At 63.0% G+C, this 15,666-nt stretch carries 13 protein-coding genes; 5 read left to right on the top strand and 8 right to left on the bottom strand.

The window, feature by feature from the left end:
- Positions 1–27: 27 nt before the first annotated feature.
- On the bottom strand, positions 28–1,419 hold the full coding sequence (locus H585_RS0114260) for a sigma-54-dependent transcriptional regulator (protein ID WP_027368303.1): 1,392 nt from the start codon (positions 1,417–1,419) through the stop codon (positions 28–30).
- Between the two features lie 376 nt (positions 1,420–1,795).
- On the opposite strand from H585_RS0114260, the gene H585_RS0114255 reads away from it, so the two are divergent.
- The 4 genes from H585_RS0114255 (at position 1,796) to H585_RS0114240 (ending at position 6,815) form a co-directional block, all read left to right on the top strand.
- Positions 1,796–2,770: a vitamin K epoxide reductase family protein gene (locus H585_RS0114255; RefSeq protein ID WP_027368302.1), complete on the top strand. Its 975-nt coding sequence runs from the start codon at positions 1,796–1,798 to the stop codon at positions 2,768–2,770.
- Between the two features lie 29 nt (positions 2,771–2,799).
- Entirely contained in the window at positions 2,800–3,603 is an 804-nt protein-coding gene (gene lgt, locus H585_RS0114250) for a prolipoprotein diacylglyceryl transferase (protein WP_027368301.1), read from the top strand.
- A gap of 398 nt (positions 3,604–4,001) precedes the next feature.
- The gene (gene trkA, locus H585_RS0114245; protein WP_027368300.1) at positions 4,002–5,351 is read left to right on the top strand and encodes a Trk system potassium transporter TrkA; all 1,350 of its coding nucleotides are present in this window, start codon (positions 4,002–4,004) and stop codon (positions 5,349–5,351) included.
- Positions 5,352–5,360: 9 nt separating this feature from the next.
- Positions 5,361–6,815 (top strand): TrkH family potassium uptake protein, encoded by a 1,455-nt coding sequence (locus H585_RS0114240; protein ID WP_027368299.1) that lies wholly within the window; start codon positions 5,361–5,363, stop codon positions 6,813–6,815.
- A 145-nt stretch (positions 6,816–6,960) separates the two neighbouring features.
- Here H585_RS0114240 and H585_RS0114235 read toward each other — a convergent pair whose 3' ends face one another.
- On the bottom strand, positions 6,961–7,500 hold the full coding sequence (locus H585_RS0114235) for a cysteine hydrolase family protein (RefSeq protein WP_014258509.1): 540 nt from the start codon (positions 7,498–7,500) through the stop codon (positions 6,961–6,963).
- Positions 7,501–7,564: 64 nt separating this feature from the next.
- A complete protein-coding gene (locus H585_RS0114230) occupies positions 7,565–8,800 on the bottom strand; it encodes a GGDEF domain-containing protein (protein ID WP_027368298.1) in 1,236 nt (411 codons plus the stop codon).
- Between the two features lie 237 nt (positions 8,801–9,037).
- Here H585_RS0114230 and H585_RS0114225 point away from each other — a divergent pair, with 237 nt between their 5' ends.
- Complete coding sequence (locus H585_RS0114225; protein WP_027368297.1) at positions 9,038–9,376, top strand: hypothetical protein; 339 nt, start codon at positions 9,038–9,040, stop codon at positions 9,374–9,376.
- 62 nt (positions 9,377–9,438) lie between these two features.
- Here the strand turns inward: H585_RS0114225 and H585_RS0114220 are convergent, their stop codons facing one another.
- From H585_RS0114220 to H585_RS0114200, 5 genes are all read right to left on the bottom strand, one after another.
- Positions 9,439–9,846: a DUF3568 domain-containing protein gene (locus H585_RS0114220; protein ID WP_027368296.1), complete on the bottom strand. Its 408-nt coding sequence runs from the start codon at positions 9,844–9,846 to the stop codon at positions 9,439–9,441.
- Positions 9,847–9,923: 77 nt separating this feature from the next.
- Complete coding sequence (locus tag H585_RS0114215) at positions 9,924–10,310, bottom strand: DUF3568 domain-containing protein (protein WP_014258513.1); 387 nt, start codon at positions 10,308–10,310, stop codon at positions 9,924–9,926.
- A 144-nt stretch (positions 10,311–10,454) separates the two neighbouring features.
- The gene (locus tag H585_RS0114210) at positions 10,455–13,208 is read right to left on the bottom strand and encodes a PAS domain-containing protein (RefSeq protein ID WP_027368295.1); all 2,754 of its coding nucleotides are present in this window, start codon (positions 13,206–13,208) and stop codon (positions 10,455–10,457) included.
- A gap of 5 nt (positions 13,209–13,213) precedes the next feature.
- Positions 13,214–15,193 (bottom strand): ATP-binding cassette domain-containing protein, encoded by a 1,980-nt coding sequence (locus H585_RS0114205; protein WP_027368294.1) that lies wholly within the window; start codon positions 15,191–15,193, stop codon positions 13,214–13,216.
- A 4-nt stretch (positions 15,194–15,197) separates the two neighbouring features.
- Entirely contained in the window at positions 15,198–15,494 is a 297-nt protein-coding gene (locus tag H585_RS0114200) for a hypothetical protein (RefSeq protein WP_027368293.1), read from the bottom strand.
- Between the last annotated feature and the right edge of the window lie 172 nt (positions 15,495–15,666).

Genomic DNA, 15,666 nt, shown 5'->3' with positions numbered 1-15,666 from the left:
GGCATTAATAGTTTTCCATACTTCCGCCTATTCATTGGCGGTGATGCCCAGGGTCTTCATGCGCTTGAGCAGCGTGTTGCGGTGAATCCTGAGCAGACGGGCCGCCGCAGCCTGGTTCCAGGAGCACAGCTCAAGGCAGCGCAGGATGTAGCGGCGCTCGAACTCCTCGCGGGCGCGCATGAGCCCTTCATCGTGGACTGCAGACTGCTCCGTTTGCAGCGACACGCGAGGAAAGAGGAGGTCCATGGGCAGGTCGCGCTCATCCACGGACCTGCCCTCGTCCGACAGGAGCACCGTGCGCTCCATGAAGTTGCGCAACTCGCGCACATTTCCGGGCCAAGGGTATTGCCCCAGCACGGCCATGACGCTGGGCGAGAGGCCCGGAATGGTCTTGCCATGCTTCTCGCACAGGCGAGTCAGGAAGTGTTCGGCCAGCAGGGCCACGTCGCCCGGACGTTCGCGCAGCGGCGGCAGGCGGATGGGAATGACGCTCAGGCGATAGTAGAGGTCCTCCCGGAAACGGCCCTGACGCATGAGCTCCGTCAATGAGGCGTTGGAGGCCGCGACCAGACGGGCATCGACTCGCACGGTTTCGCTGCCGCCGACCCTGGTGAAGGCTTGGCCTTGCAGCACCCGCAAAAGTTTGGCCTGCAAGTCTATGCGCAGGGAGCAAATCTCGTCCAGGAAGAGCGTGCCGCGATGGGCCTGCTCGAACAAGCCCACGCGCCGTGCGTAGGCTCCGGTGAAAGCCCCTTTCTCGTGCCCGAACAGCTCGCTCTCCAAAAGCTCGCCGGGGATGGCCGCGCAGTTCACGGCCACGAATGGGCCTGAGCTGCGCGGGCTGCGCGAGTGCACTAGTTCGGCCACCAGCTCCTTGCCCGTGCCGCTTTCACCGGTGATGAGCACGCTGCAGTCCGCAGCGGCGACTTTCTCCACCTGGCTCAACACGGCGCGCATGCTCTCGGCCTGGGTGATGATACGCCGGCGACCCTCTCCAGGCTTTGGAGATGCCCGGCGTGCGGAGTCTTCGGCCCGAAAACGCCGGCCCAGGATGTCGTCCACCAGGGGCATGATGCGCTGCGTGTCAAAGGGCTTGGTTACATATTCCAGGGCTCCGCCGCGCAGAGCTTCCACGGCTTCTCGAGCCTTGTCAGTGCCCGAGACGACGAGCACATCCAGGTCCGCGTCATGGTGCTTAAGACGCCGCAGGGTCTCGAAGCCGTCCATGCCGGGCAGTCCCAGATCCAGAAAGACCAGATCAAAGGTATCCCGGCGCACGATCTCCACGGCCGTAACGCCGTCCCTGGCGCAAGTCACCTGATGACGGCCGCAGGAATCCTCCAGGATGAGCCGAAGGGCTTCGCATACACCTTCGTCATCGTCCACCACGAGTATCTTGGCTCGGCGGTCAAACGACATGATCTATCCATGATCCTTGGGCCGACATGCAGTGATCGACCGAAATAGTACCCGAAACTCGCGTTTCGGCCATTGGGGTTTGGGCTGTACAATCGCCTAGTCGGGCCGTCTCGTAAACCCCCCCTTACATACATGACAGCCGGACAGGCATCTGATTAACGGTCCTATGCTCGCTTGCAATAGCTTGCAATTCCTGCATGAAGCCGCAACCACATCCTTTCTCGATGGTTTACGTATTCAGGTCGGCAAAGACATTTTTTTACAAACCCGCCCTTGCGGCCATGTTTACAGCCTGTTAAGGCCAAGCGACTTTGGGCGGCCCAATGCCGTCCGAGGAAGACGACCGCAACGTGCTCTCAAAGGAGCAGGCGACAATATGCAGCGGACAGCAGCAATCCTCGTTTCCCTGGCAGGCGCAGCCTTCTGTATCCTGGCGGCCCTTGGTTTGACCGAAGCCCTCTGTGTCACCGAGGGCTGCTCCGTATTTCAAGGCACCAAGCTGCTGGGCATCGATTTGTACTGGCTGGGCGCGACCTATTTCCTGACCCTGACTGCCCTGCTTTCTTTTCAGCGCCCGCGAGGTCAACTCTCCTGGGCTCTGAAGGTCGCCCTTCTGGCCGGCCTTGTCATAGACAGCGCCCTGCTCGGCGTGCAGGCGGTTACCGTGCCCTGTGTGAATTGTCTCGTGGTGGCGAGCCTGCTCGGCGTCACGGCCGTGCTGCTCCTGCGGAAACAGCCCCTTCTGGCCAAGGTCACGGCGATCTGGGCCGTGCTTTTCGTGGCAGCCCTAGCAGGCGTCTTCCGAGATCAGCTCTCGCCGGTACCTGCCTACGGCAGCGCAGATGCGGCCATTAAGGTCTTCTTCTCCCCAAGCTGCCCGGCCTGCCGACTGGTGGTCCAGGATTTGACGCAGCCCCCCGGTCTGCAAGGCGATCTGGCGCTGTATGCCGTGGCCAAGGATGATGGAGACCTGGCCGGCATTCATCGCTTCCACGAAGAGATGTTCCGCTCCGGCGATCTGTCCAAGGCCCTGGAGGCCTGTTTCAGCCTGGCAGGCGAAGCCGGCTCGCAACCCTCCTGGTCCCAGGCATTGGCCATCAGGGCCGCCTCCCTGCGCAACAAGTCCTTTCTGGCCCGCTCCGGGGCCAGCAGCGTACCCTTTGTGTTCACTTCCGCACCCGGACTTCTGCTGACCGCTTTCAAGGCGCAATCTGACGACAAAGTCCAGGACGGCGATCCGGCCTCACGCGACGAAGGCTGCGACTATGCCACCGGCGATGCATGCGAGGAAGAGCCCGCGCCTCTGGACGGGCTGTTCGGCGGAGCACCCAAGCAAAGCCCGGCAAAATAGATTTTACGATACCCTGGAGCATCGAACGCATGATCATCCTTCCGGAATTTGATCCCGTGGCTCTGCGCATTGGCCCACTGACCATTCGCTGGTACGGGCTCATGTATATCGCCGGCTTCGCCGCCGCCTGGCTTCTGGGCAATCGGCGCGCCAAGCTGCCGTGGGCGCCTCTGAACCAGGCTCAATTCAGCGATCTGCTGACCTGGATTCTCGCGGGCCTGCTCGTGGGCGCGCGCCTCGGCTATGTCCTGTTCTACAACGCGGGCTGGTTCCTGCGCCATCCGCTGGACATCCTGGCCTTCTGGCAGGGCGGCATGTCCTTCCACGGCGGGCTCATCGGCGTAGCCTGCGCCATATTCCTGTTCTCCTGGCGGCACGGCCTGCACCCGCTGGCCGTTGGAGACTTCATCGTGCCACTGGCCCCGCCGGGCCTCTTGGCCGGCCGTATCGGCAACTTTCTCAATGCCGAGCTGTGGGGCCGGCCCAGCGACATGCCGTGGGCCATGGTCTTTCCCGATCCCGCGGCCGGAGGCATTCCGCGCCACCCGAGCCAGCTCTACGAGGCCCTGCTGGAAGGCCTGGTCCTGTTCGTCATCCTGTGGCTGTACTCCGGCAGACCCAGGCCGCGAGGCTCCGTGAGTGGAATGTTCCTGCTGCTGTACGGCTTGTTCCGTTTCCTGGCCGAGTTCTTCCGCCAGCCGGACGTGCAGTTGGGCTTCGTGGCCCTGGACTGGTTGACTATGGGACAGATCCTGTGCCTGCCCATGATGCTTACGGGAGTCTGGCTGATCGTGCGCGCTGGGGTAAAGGCCCAAACACCCACCACCCCATGAATGGAGCTGACTGCTCCGGTACTTTTCCGACTCCCCGCCACCATGCCGGGGATCGCGAGCGCATTCTGGGCGCGGGCATGAACGAGCATATAGAGCATTTTGCTTTTGAAAATGCTCTGCAAGCCATGCGTCGGCATGGCTTGCCGCCGCGTAGGCGTAGGCGCAATTCACTTGCGCCGTCAACGCCGGAGCGGGCGTCTTAAAAGCAATCTGCTCTAGCCAAGCCCATCGACTTCACGAGACTGGAGCGAATAATATCCTGCCTGACTCCGGGCTGAGTTCCGGCAGACAGACCGCCGACATCCGCTAAGCTGCCGGGACAGGCCCGGCCTGACCCGGTTGCGTTGCGGCCAGCTCGACTGTAAGGTCCGGCCATTCATGTTCAAAGGAGTTCAGTGGTGCGGATCGTCATTGTCGGCGCGGGAGAAGTCGGCTTTCATATCGCCGAGCGGCTTGCCTTCGAAAACAAGGAAGTCGTGGTCGTCGATAAAAACCCCGAGGCTCTCAAGCGCGTGTCGGAGCACCTTGACGTGCAGACCGTGGAGGGCTCGGGGTCGAGCCCCGGCGTGCTGGAGCGGGCAGGCCTGAAGGAATCGGATATCCTGCTGGCCGTCACCGACAGCGACGAGGCCAACCTCATCGTCTGCTTCTTCGCCAGAAGCATCGCGCCCAAGGCTCTCAAGGTGGCCCGCATCCGCAACGAGGAGTATTCCTCCTACCTGGGGCGGGACGGCTTGCTGGACATCAGCCTGGTCATCAATCCCGACGTGGAGGTGGTCAACTCCATCCTGCGCATCGTGAGCGCGCCGGGCGCGGTCGAGGTCAACGAATTCGCCGACGGACGCATCAGCATGGTCGGCAAGCGCCTGCCGGCCGAAAGCGCCTTATGCGGCATCAACCTCATGCAGCTCCCTGAACTCACGGGCGGAGTCAGGGTCATCGTGGCCGCCGTGCTGCGCGAGGAACGGCTCATCATCCCCCGAGGCACCGACCGCCTGTTTCAGGGCGATCTGGTTTATTTCGTGTGCGAAAAAAAGGACCTCAACAAGGTCATGGAGATATTCGGCAGCCGGGTCGAACCCATCCGCGACATCATGATCGTGGGCGGCGGCAAAATCGGCCTGCGGCTCGCCAGGGAGCTCGAGAAGCGCCATATCTCCGTCAAGCTCGTGGAGAAGAGCATGGACCGTAGCCTGGAACTCTCGGCGATCCTGGACCGGACCATCGTGCTGCACGGCGACGGCACGGACCACGAAATCCTGACCCAGGAAAACGTCGGAGCCATGGACATGGTCATGGCTCTGACCGGCGACGAGGAGACGAACATCCTCACAACCCTCCTGGCTCGCCGCCTGGGAGCCAAACGGGCCGTGGTGCGGGTCAACAAGCTGGCCTACATCCGCCTCGTGCAGGCCATGGGCATCGAGAACATTGTCAGCCCCCGGCTTTCGGCCATCCACTCCATTCTCAGGCACATCCGCAGCGGCAGAATCATCTCCACGGTATCAATCAAGGGCGAGGACGCCGAGGTCATGGAGGCCCTGGCCCTTGAGGGCTCGGATATCGTGGGGCGGCCCCTCAAGAGCGTCAGATTCCCCCGGGAGGCCCTGCTGCTGACCATTGTGCGCGCGGGCGAGGTCGTCATTCCCCACGGCGATACCGTCATACAGCCCCAGGACAGAGTCATCGTTCTGACCTCCCGCCAGGCCCTGCCCAAGGTAGAGCGGGTCTTGGCCGGAAAACGCTAAGGAGCCCCGGTGCGCTGGGATTTCATCTTCTTCGTCACCGGCGCGCTCATGGCCTGCGTGGGGCTGTCCATGCTCCCGGCCCTGGGCTTTTCATTGTACTATGGCGAGGGCGGCCTCATGCCCCTGGCCCTGTCCGCCGGCTTGACCTGCATGGCCGGGGCCACCCTGCTCCTGGCATTCCGGGAGCGCAGCCGCAGGGCGCCGCTGAGCCACCGCGAGGGCATGGCCATCACCGCTCTGGCCTGGATAGCGGCGGGCCTGTGCGGCGCACTGCCGTTCTACTTCGCCGGAACCTTCGGCAACTTCACCGACTGCCTCTTCGAATCCCTGTCGGGTTTTACGACTACCGGAGCATCCGTGCTCACGGACATCGAGGTCCAGCCGCGCGGGCTGCTCTTCTGGCGCAGCCTGACCCACTGGCTGGGCGGCATGGGCATCATCGTGCTGTCTCTGGCCATCCTGCCCTTCCTGGGCATCGGCGGCATGCAGCTCTACAAGGCCGAGGTTCCAGGGCCGACGCCGGACAAGCTCAGGCCCCGGGTCAAGGATACAGCCGCGGTCCTGTGGAAGGTCTACCTGCTGCTCACCGCGGCCCAGACGGTCCTGCTCATGCTCGGCGGCATGGACTTCTTCGATTCGCTCTGCCACACATTCGGAACCGTGGCCACGGGAGGCTTTTCCACCAAGAACGCTTCCATCGGCTACTATCAAAGCGCCTACATAGAGCTCGTCATCACGGTTTTCATGCTCCTGGCCGGCGTCAACTTCACGCTGCACTACCTGGCTCTCAAAGGCAGGCTGAGCGACGTCTGGCGAAATCCCGAACTCAAGTTCTACCTTGCGATATTCCTGGCCTTCTTCGCCATCATAACCGTGAGCCTGACCTTAAGCGGCGGGCAGGATAACCTGCCCAGGGCCGCCCTGGACTCCGCCTTTCAAACGGCCTCGATCCTGACCACCACGGGCTACGCCACGGCGGACTTCGAGGTCTGGCCGGCGCTGACGCAGGCCATCCTGCTATTGTGCATGTTCATCGGCGGCTCGGCTGGCTCGACGGCCGGCGGCATGAAATGCATGCGCATCCTTCTGCTGCTGCGGCAATCCTACCAGGAGATCATCCGGCTCATCCATCCGCGGGCCGTGGTGCACGTCAAGTTCGGCGGTCGCGTGGTGCCTGGAGACGTTATGGGGGGCGTATGGGGCTTCTCGGTGCTCTGGCTGGGGCTGCTGTTCCTGTCCGTGTTCCTCGTGGCCGCGTCGGGCGTGGACCTGATGACTTCATTCACGTCCGTGCTGGCCTGTATCGGCAACATCGGCCCAGGGCTGGGCTCGGTCGGGCCGGCGGAAAACTACGCCCACCTGCCCACCTTCGCCAAATGGGTGCTGCTCTGGTGCATGCTCCTCGGCAGACTGGAGATCTACACCGTCATCGTGCTCTTCGTGCCGGAGTTCTACAGGAAGTAGCCTGCCAGCTTCCCTCTCAAACGCTTCGGCAGGGGCTTACAACGCCAGCATGAGCGCCGGGAAGAATCTTATCCTCCCCACGCTCCACCACCAAGCCCTGCTTCGGATGAATGCGCCATTGATTCCGCGCATTTCATTGGCTTTGCTATAGGCTGTTCAGGATCGCCGCCGTGGGCTCGACCCGCACGGGCCGCCCAGGCAGGATGAGATTCTCCCACATGTAATTGTGGTGCTTTATGATGGCGGCCGCATCCAGATGCGGCCTGTCGGCAGTCGTGTGGCCGTCCGCCGCCACGATGATCTGGAAATCCTTGCTAGCGGCGGAGCGGATGGTGGTGTCCACGCAAAAGTCGGTGCAGCAGCCGGTCACGACGAGCCGCTCCACGCCAAGGGAGCGCAGGGCAGCGAGCAAGCTCGTGCGATAGAACGCGTCGCAGGCTTCCTTGCGTATCACCATATCGGACGCTTCCCGGTCCAGCATGGGCAACAGGTCCCAGCCTGGAACACCGGGTTCGAGATCATCCCCCGCAGGTCCGTTATGCTGAATGAAGATGATGCGGCCACGGCTTGCCCGCACCGCTCCGATAAGGGCATTGATGCGTTCGATCACGCTTTCGGCGTCATGGCGTTTCGCCGGGCCGGAAAAAAGGCCTGCCTGCATGTCGATCACGAGCAGTGCTGTCATTAGGCCTTCCTTTTGAGCATGCGGCGCGGCCTAAGCCTGGGCAACACGGCTCACTGCCTTGGCTTCAACCCAACTCCACGCGGTTGCGGCCGTTCTTCTTGGCTTTGTATAAGGCCTTGTCCGCGGCCTTGATGGCTTCGTCTGGCGTGGCGTTGGCAGCACCGTGCTCGGCGGCGCCGATGGATACAGTCACCGATACGATTTTTGGCTTCTCTGGCCGCTTGGGATTCTCGGGCTTCTGCTTGGGTCTGTCCTGCCCGCGCAAATTAAAGCCGGACTGCTCGATTGATTCGCGCAAGGCCTCAAGGTGAGGCCTTGCCGCCTTCTTGCCCAGCTTTGGGAACAGCACGGTGAACTCCTCGCCGCCGTACCGATAGGCCTTACCGCCGCCCGTGACCTTGGACAGCCGCGAGGCGACCATGCGCAGGACCTGATCGCCCACGTCATGGCCATAGGTGTCGTTGAACTTCTTGAAGTGATCCACGTCGACCATGGCCACGGCATATCCGCCGCCCAGCTTCTTGAAATCGGCCTTGAGCACGCGGCGCGTGGGCAGGCCCGTGAGCTCATCCAGGAAGGCCATGCGGTATGAATCCATGAAGATGGACGACAGCAGAGTCAGACCCGCAGCGGTGAAATAGACATCAACGGCCTGGGGAGTGCGCGAGCCGAGACCTATGGCCGCGGCAAGCAGCGCGCCGCCGAAGCCGATATCCAGGGGCGAGCGGTCGCGCAAGGTTCGATAGAGGAAGAATAGCAGGGCAAATTGCACGGCCACGATGCCCGACAGAGGCAGGCCGATCCAGGTCGTGGCCTCAACAGGGAGGAAATTCGACGAAAGCAGCCCGGCCACGGCTCTATTGCAGCTGGCCGCGCCTTCCGGCCCACCGAGCCACAGGGAGACGCGCACCAGAATGAATACGGTAGTCAATTCGCCGGTTAGGAGCAGAAGCTGCAGGATTCCCCTGAATGTGAGCACGCCCCGATCGCCGATGGCGGCGGCCAGTACGAAATTGAGCGGCAGGACCAAAGCCAGGATGGCCAGGACAGCCTGAGCTTCCGGCGCGTCCACGGCCATGCCCAATGGCACCCAGGCACCAACCAGGTAGGTCAGGCCCAAGGCAAGAAAGGCGAACACGGCCCCGGATCGGTTGAAACGCCAAGCCAGGCCGACGCCAACTACCGTCAGGATCAACGGCAAGGCCCCAAAGATCACGGCGAGACCGCTCGTGACCAAACCAAGATGCAGGAGGCCGAAACCTGCCAGCAGAAATACGGCCGGATAGGCCAGCATGGACATGAGTTTCCTTCCCGCTGCCTTGTAAATACAGGTAGCCCGTGATCGGCATGGCCCAATCCGGGAGCGCAAGAAGCCTGCAGAAATTACTATGGGTTCCGGCTTGGTCTCTTACCGGCCCTGCGCCCTTCGGTCAAGCCGTGGACACGGCCGCCGCCTTGGCGTAAGCAGGCGGGGCTACGGCTGCCAGCCTAGGGGCGCAGGCTGTAGCCGCAACCACACCAGAGCACGGAGCACGCAATGGCGAAAGGCACTTTTTTCCTTTTGGACGATCCCGATCTCATGGAGCTGGTATTCCAGGAGCTGGGGCGGCACATGGTCTTCCATGGCGGCCCCAAGGCCATGGTCGACCAGGGCGATCGCACGCTTGATTCCATGGCCATTTATCTCTACGGCCATCCCGGCATGGGCGACGAGCAGCCCATCATGTTCGAGCTGCGTTTCACCGAAAGTGAAGGCGGCGAGATCAAAGGCCGGGTCGCAGGCCGCATCTTGAAAATCTCGCCCATGGATGTGGAGCTGTTCATCGAGGATACGGAGCAGACCCTGACCCGCACCCGCGACGAAACCCTGCGCTAGCCAGCCCGCTTTCAGGACCGGCTAGCGCCGCGTTTGACGAAGGCGGCCTGCCCGTCCTGACGTCAGGAGCCCTTGACACCCAGCCGGCGGGCTATGGCCTCGTGGATGCGCCGCGAGGCCTGCTCGTCGCCGGTGTAGCCTACGCGCACGGAAATTTTGGTCCTGTTGGCCTCCAAGGATTCAAGTCCGATCCAGATGGATGTCTCGTTGTCCTTAGCGCGAATCTGCGCCTCCGAGATGTCCTTACTCTTCTCCGTCAGCTCGAGCCGTAATTCCTGGACCGCCTCCAGGCTGGCCTCGTAGGCCCTGTCGAGCGGCGCTTCATAATCACGCTGCAGCTTACCGTCGACGTAGATATAAGTTCCGGCTCCCACGGCGGCCAGCCCCAACAGGGCCCCCACGGCAGCACATCCGATCAAGCATTGGGTGAACGCCGCCAAAGCCACGAATCCCGCAAAACGTTTGAACATGATGCCCTCCCTGGTTTGTCCTGTTTCACATGCCTAACTCCGGGCGGCCTTGCCTGCCAGGTCCACGTCAGAACAGCCTAAAACCTTTTGGCAATGGCCTCCTGGATGCGTCGCGAGGCCTGCTCGTCGCCAGTATAGCCCACGCGCACGGAAACCTGGGTCTTGTTCTGGTCCAATGACTCCAAGGTGATCCACACGGGCGAGCCGTCCTGCTGCTCGGCTCGGATGCTGGCCTCGGCCACTTCCTTGTTTTGCTCGGTCACCTTCAGTCCCGCATCCCTGGCTCCGGCAAGGCTAGCCTGGAAGGCTTGGTCCAGGTTCGCATCATACTGCTGCTGGAGCCGACCCTCGGTGTAGACATAGGTCCCGGCGGCCGCCGCGCCGCCGGCGACTAAAGCACCGCAGCCCGCAGCCATGGACAGACTCAGGGCAAGAATAAACAAAATCGCGAGATGGCGTTGCATGGGCACCCTCCTGTAAGCGTTTTGGCTTCCTGCCATGGCTACGTTGCGACAGCCAGGCGGGAAAGTCCCGATCCATATCAGTGCATACAGGAAAAGGCCCAGGTGCGGAATTAGAGAGTCGTTGTTTTGTTCTGCAAAAGAGGATTATGGCTGGCCGGGCTCGGAGAAGCCGACAGTTGCCAATGGCAGGAGGATGTCGAAGCAGGCGCCCTGACCGGGCTTCGAGGCGGCCATGATGACCCCATCCATGGCCTGGACGATACCGTGAACTACGGCCAAGCCAAGGCCCGTGCCTTTGCCGGGCTCCTTGGTGGTGAAAAAAGGATCGAAAATGCGCTCCAGGACATCGGCGGCCATGCCCGGCCCGGTGTCGGACACGCTGAGCCGCGCATGCTCTCCCGGTAGGAGCCTCGACGAATCTGTCCGGGATTTGTCCTCCGGACAATGGGCCAGCTCCACGCGGATGATGCCGCCGGTCGGGTCCTGCCCGCGCATGGCGTCGGCCGCGTTGGACACCAGATTGATGAGCAGCTGATGGATCTGGGTGGCGTTGGCCAGGACGCACAGAGGCCTCTCGGGCAGGCTGGACTCCAGGCGCACGTCGCGCGGCAAGGTCGCCCGCAGGAGGTCCAGGCATTCGCGCACGGTCGAACCGATATTCAGGGGGATCCGGGGCTGATCGTCGCCACGGCTGAAGGTGAGCATCTGGCGCACGATGTCCCTGCCCCGCTCCGCCGTGCGCAAGACCTGCAGCAGGCAGTCCGACTTCTCGTGCGAAGTTTCCAAGGCCATTTCGCCGAAGCCCATGATGAGAGTCAGCATGTTGTTGAATTCGTGGGCGATGCCGCTGGCCAAAGTGCCTACGGCCTCCAGGCGCTGCGCGCGCCTCAGCTGCCGCTCCAAGTTGACTTCGTGAGTGATGTCCTCGGAGTAGATTGCCACGCTGGAAACTTGGCCGGCCTCATCAAAAAAGGGATAAAAAGACGTTTTGTGGAGCGCGCTCCGAAAATGCATCCGTTCATGACAAGGTCGACGGGAAGACAGCACACGCTCCAACATGGCCCGGCGCTGGGCAGCCTCTTCACTGGTCATATGGTCGAAGTGGCAGGTGCCCAGTACTTCCTCGGCCTCCGAATAACCCATCCTGCCCAGGCACGTCTTGTTTATGGCCAGTAACCGACCCGTCGGATCGAGAAGCACCAGACTTTGGCCAATCGCGTCGATCAGGCCGCGCAAGATGCGCTCACTCTCGCCCAGGGCAGCCTCCATGCGCTTGCGCTCGCTCACGTCGGTGCATACACCGCACACGGCATAGGCCCTGCCCTGGGAATCCAGCAGCGGAACCTCGCAGGTCAGAAAGGTGTGCAACCTTCCTGCGCGCTGGAAGGTTTCGTCCAGGGTCAGCGGCCGACCTTCGGACAGGATCAGCTCATCGTCGGCCAGGATCTTTTCCGCGACCTTGGCCGGCAGCACGTCGTAGGGAGTGCGACCCAAGGCGCTGCCACTGTCGAGGCCCCAGAAACGCTCATACTGGCGGTTCATGAGCAGGTAGCGGCCCTGGGCATCACGCACGTAGACGTGCGAAGGCAGGTTGTCCAAGATGATGCGCAACTGCTCCTGGCGCAGACGCTGCTCTCGCTCCGCGGCCAGGCGCTCGGCGATTTCGCGCGAAAGGCGCCGGTTGGCTTCACGGAGCTGACGGGTCCGCTCGGCCACGCGCACCTCCAAGCCTTGCCGGGCATCCTCCAACTCGGACTCCATGCGCTGGCGCTCGGTGATATCCATCACCACGCCGCATATGCCCCAAGGCTTCCCGTCCTTGTCGCACAGGGGCACCTCACGTGACCAGAGGATGCGCTCCTCGCCGTTCGGATAGAAGGGCTCTTCAGCCTCCTGGGGTCTGAGCGTGCTCAGGACAGCCTGATCGCCGGCCACGATGATGTCGGCGGCCTCGCGCGGCAAGAATTCATGAGGAGTCTTGCCCAGGCAGTCGGAGGGCTCCAAACCCCAGAAGCGGGCATAGGCCGGGTTCATGATGCGATAGCGGTGCTCGGTGTCGCGAATATAGACTGGCGTGGGCACGCTTTCCACAATGGCCGTGAGCAGCGTGTTGGCTTCGTTCAGCTCTTTCCGTGAAGTGACCTCGGCGGTCACGTCGCGCCCCACGGACTGGTACTCCTGCACTTTGCCTTCGCTATCGAAGAAGGCGCGCTCCACCCACTCCACCCAGCGCTCTCCGCCGTTGGGCATAGGTATGACTCGGCGCGTCCTGCTGGCGGGCTGCTGGGGTGTTAGCGTGCTCAGATGGTCCTGCAGCCATGTGCTTTCGGGGGCGGGAACCAGCGCGAAGAGGTTCTGGCCCAGCAGAAACTCGCGCGGCACGCCGAAGAAGCGGCAATGCGCATCGTTGACAAAGGTGATGGTGCCGTCAGCCAGGAAACGGCCCACGAACTCGGACAGATCATCCACTACGGCCAGTTGGCTACGCTCGGGCTGAGGTCGGGCACCGTAGCCATGAGCTTCTCGCGTGGTCACGTCCAGCAGCAGCCCCTCCAGCCTGGCGCAGCCGCTTCCGCACTCGAAGCGGCTCAGTTCCTCCACGCGCACGATTCGGCCGTCCGGGGTCACGAGTCGATACTCCAAGCGTAGCTCTGAACGACCCAGGGCCAGGGCCTGCTCGGTCAGAGCCCGCACGCGCGGGGCGTCCTCGGGATGGATTCGCTCGACCAGGGAAAGGCTGCCGGACAAAAGGGCCTCGGCGTCCAGGCCAAGGCGGCCTGCATTGTCCGAGACGAACAGAACGCGCTCGCGCCGAATGTCGGCCCAGGCCACGGCCACGGCCGGGCTATGCGCCATGATGTCGGCGAGTCTGCCTTGGGAGCGGAAGGCGTTCGTCACGGCGGCTATTCGCGTACCTCGCCGCTGGCCAGGGCGGCATCGAAAACCTTCTGGGCCGACTCCAGCTCTTCCCAGCGGGCCAGGGCTCTGTCCAGGCCTGACTCGATCTCGGCCATGCGCGCCTGGACCTTTTGCACGGATTGGGGATCGCTGTACAAATCAGGCGAGGACAGTCGCGCGTTGAGTTCGGCCTGTTCGGTTTCAAGAGCCTCGATGCGGGCCGGCAGCTCAGCCAGTTCCTTGCGCCTGGTCTCGGCTTCGGCCTTTTCCTTGAAGCTCAGCTTGCGCGGGCCGCGCGAGGCGGCTGATTTGGCCGCGGCCTCGTCATCCGGGACCCGCTGCGCCGCCGACTTGGCTTGCGAGGTCGCCTGGCGTTGGCTGAGCCAGTCGTCGTAGCCGCCGGCGTACTCAACCACCCGGCCATTGCCCTCAAAGGCCAGGGTGGAGGTGACCACGTTGTTCAGGAAGGCGCGGTCATGGCTGACCAGCAGGAGCGTGCCGGAAAAGTCGGCCAGCAGATCCTCCAGAAGCTCCAGGGTCTCCAGATCCAGGTCGTTGGTGGGCTCGTCCATGACCAGCACGTTGCAGGGCCGGGCAAAGAGCTTGGCCAGCAGCAGCCGGTTGCGCTCGCCGCCCGAGAGCAAACGCACTGGTATGCGCGCGCGGTCGGCCGAGAACAGGAAGTTGCGCAGCCAGCCGAGCACGTGCACGGGTTGACCGTTCACAATGACCTGATCGTTGCCGCCGGCCACGTTGTCCTTGACGCTTTTGTCGTGGTCCAGCTCGGCGCGCAGCTGGTCGAAATAGGCCACCTGCATGTTCGTGCCCAGGCGCACCGTGCCGCTGGTTGGCTGCAAACGGCCTAAAAGCAAATGCAACAGCGTTGTCTTGCCCGCGCCGTTGGGTCCGATGATGCCAAGCTTGTCCCCGCGCGTGACCACAGTGGTCAGGTCCTGGATGACCGGACGGCCGTCATAGGTGAAGCTGACATGCTCCAGCTCGGCAACCAGCTTGCCCGAGCGATCAGCCTCCTGGGCCAGCAGTTGAGCCGAGCCCACGCGCTCGCGGCGCGCGGCCCGCTCGCGGCGCATATCCACCAGGCGGCGCACACGGCCCATATCGCGCGTGCGGCGGGCCTTGATGCCCGTGCGAATCCAGACTTCCTCCTGGGCCAGCTTCTTGTCGAACTTGGCCCGCTCCGAGGATTCAGCCTCAAGCTGCGCGGCCCGGCGCTCCAGATAGGTGTCGTAATCGCAAGCCCAACTGGTGAGCTGACCGCGGTCCAGCTCTACTATGCGCGTGGCCAGGCGACGCAGGAAGGCTCGGTCGTGGGTCACAAAAAATAGCGAGCCGCGCCGGCGCAGAAGGAAATCTTCCAACCAAGCGATGGAATCCAGGTCCAGGTGGTTCGTGGGCTCGTCCAGGAAGAGCACATCCGGGTCACCGGCCAGGGCGCGGGCCAGCAGGGTACGGCGCTGCAATCCGCCGGAAAGGGTCGTGAACTCCGCGTCCGGGTCCAGGCCGAGCTTGGATACGGCCGTATCGACCTGGCGCAGGGCCTCGAAGCCGCCGGCCGCTTCCAGGGCGCGTTCGAGCTTGGTCAACTCCAGGGCCAACTTGGCTGTCAGGGCCGCATCCGTCTGATTGGCCGCAAGCTCGCGGGCAAGGCGATGGTGCTCGGCCATGCGTCGGCCCAACTCGCCTTTTTCCCCGAGGCCCGAGGTGACTACCTCGAAAACCGTTCCGCCCAGGTCGGGCGGGACGTCCTGGGGCAACAGGCCCGTGCGTAGACCTTGGGCGCGATGCACCTCGCCGCTGTCGGGTTTCGCCTGGCCCGCCAGGATGGCCATGAGCGATGACTTGCCCGCGCCGTTGCGGCCAAGCAGACAGACTCGCTCGCCCTCCTCCAGAGTCAGGTTCACGCCGTCCAGCACCGGTTGGCCCGAGAAGGCCAGAAGCACGCCACGCGCGCTGAGAACCGCCATGGGCCTAAGCCTGCTCTTCCTTGCCGAGCCAGAGGGTCAAAGTCTCGATGATCTTTTTGGCCTGGTCGGCGCTCGAAATGTTGAATTTGGACTGCGAGCGGTACTCGCCCTGGACCTTGCGGTAGCGTCGTATGGAATACTGTGTCTTGCCCCAGTCGCCGGTCTTGCGGTCGAGCTGTTGGTAACGGAAGAGGATGGTGGTCCAGGCGCCCTTGGTGAGCACTTCCTTATCCAGTTCCTTGACGACCTGCTCGCCGTCCTCTTCATAATTGATGGTGATATCTTCGATGCGCTCGGCCATGGGCGGCTCCTATGCGGGTTGTGTGAAGTCGGCCCCGATGGGCTTGGGCATGCTTCCGAAGGCCTTATGATCGTTTTTAGAGCATTTTGCTTTTGAAAATGCTCTGCAAGCCATGCGTCGGCATGGCTTGCCGCCGCGTAGGCGTAGGCGCAATTCACTTGCGCCGTCAACG

It is taken from the genome of Desulfocurvibacter africanus subsp. africanus DSM 2603 (assembly GCF_000422545.1).
GTDB classification, from domain to species: domain Bacteria; phylum Desulfobacterota; class Desulfovibrionia; order Desulfovibrionales; family Desulfovibrionaceae; genus Desulfocurvibacter; species Desulfocurvibacter africanus.
The sequence above is the reverse complement of the archived record's forward strand: the minus strand, read 5'-3'. Positions and strand labels throughout refer to the sequence as shown.

Bases quoted from the DNA above. Each gene is read 5' to 3' on its own strand.
- H585_RS0114235 (WP_014258509.1), bottom strand. From the start codon at position 7,500: ATGACAGCACTGCTCGTGATCGACATGCAGGCAGGCCTTTTTTCCGGC.
- lgt (WP_027368301.1), top strand. From the start codon at position 2,800: ATGATCATCCTTCCGGAATTTGATCCCGTGGCTCTGCGCATTGGCCCA.
- H585_RS0114260 (WP_027368303.1), bottom strand. From the start codon at position 1,419: ATGTCGTTTGACCGCCGAGCCAAGATACTCGTGGTGGACGATGACGAA.
- H585_RS0114220 (WP_027368296.1), bottom strand. From the start codon at position 9,846: ATGTTCAAACGTTTTGCGGGATTCGTGGCTTTGGCGGCGTTCACCCAA.
- H585_RS0114215 (WP_014258513.1), bottom strand. From the start codon at position 10,310: ATGCAACGCCATCTCGCGATTTTGTTTATTCTTGCCCTGAGTCTGTCC.
- H585_RS0114225 (WP_027368297.1), top strand. From the start codon at position 9,038: ATGGCGAAAGGCACTTTTTTCCTTTTGGACGATCCCGATCTCATGGAG.
- H585_RS0114200 (WP_027368293.1), bottom strand. From the start codon at position 15,494: ATGGCCGAGCGCATCGAAGATATCACCATCAATTATGAAGAGGACGGC.
- H585_RS0114230 (WP_027368298.1), bottom strand. From the start codon at position 8,800: ATGTCCATGCTGGCCTATCCGGCCGTATTTCTGCTGGCAGGTTTCGGC.
- H585_RS0114255 (WP_027368302.1), top strand. From the start codon at position 1,796: ATGCAGCGGACAGCAGCAATCCTCGTTTCCCTGGCAGGCGCAGCCTTC.
- H585_RS0114205 (WP_027368294.1), bottom strand. From the start codon at position 15,193: ATGGCGGTTCTCAGCGCGCGTGGCGTGCTTCTGGCCTTCTCGGGCCAA.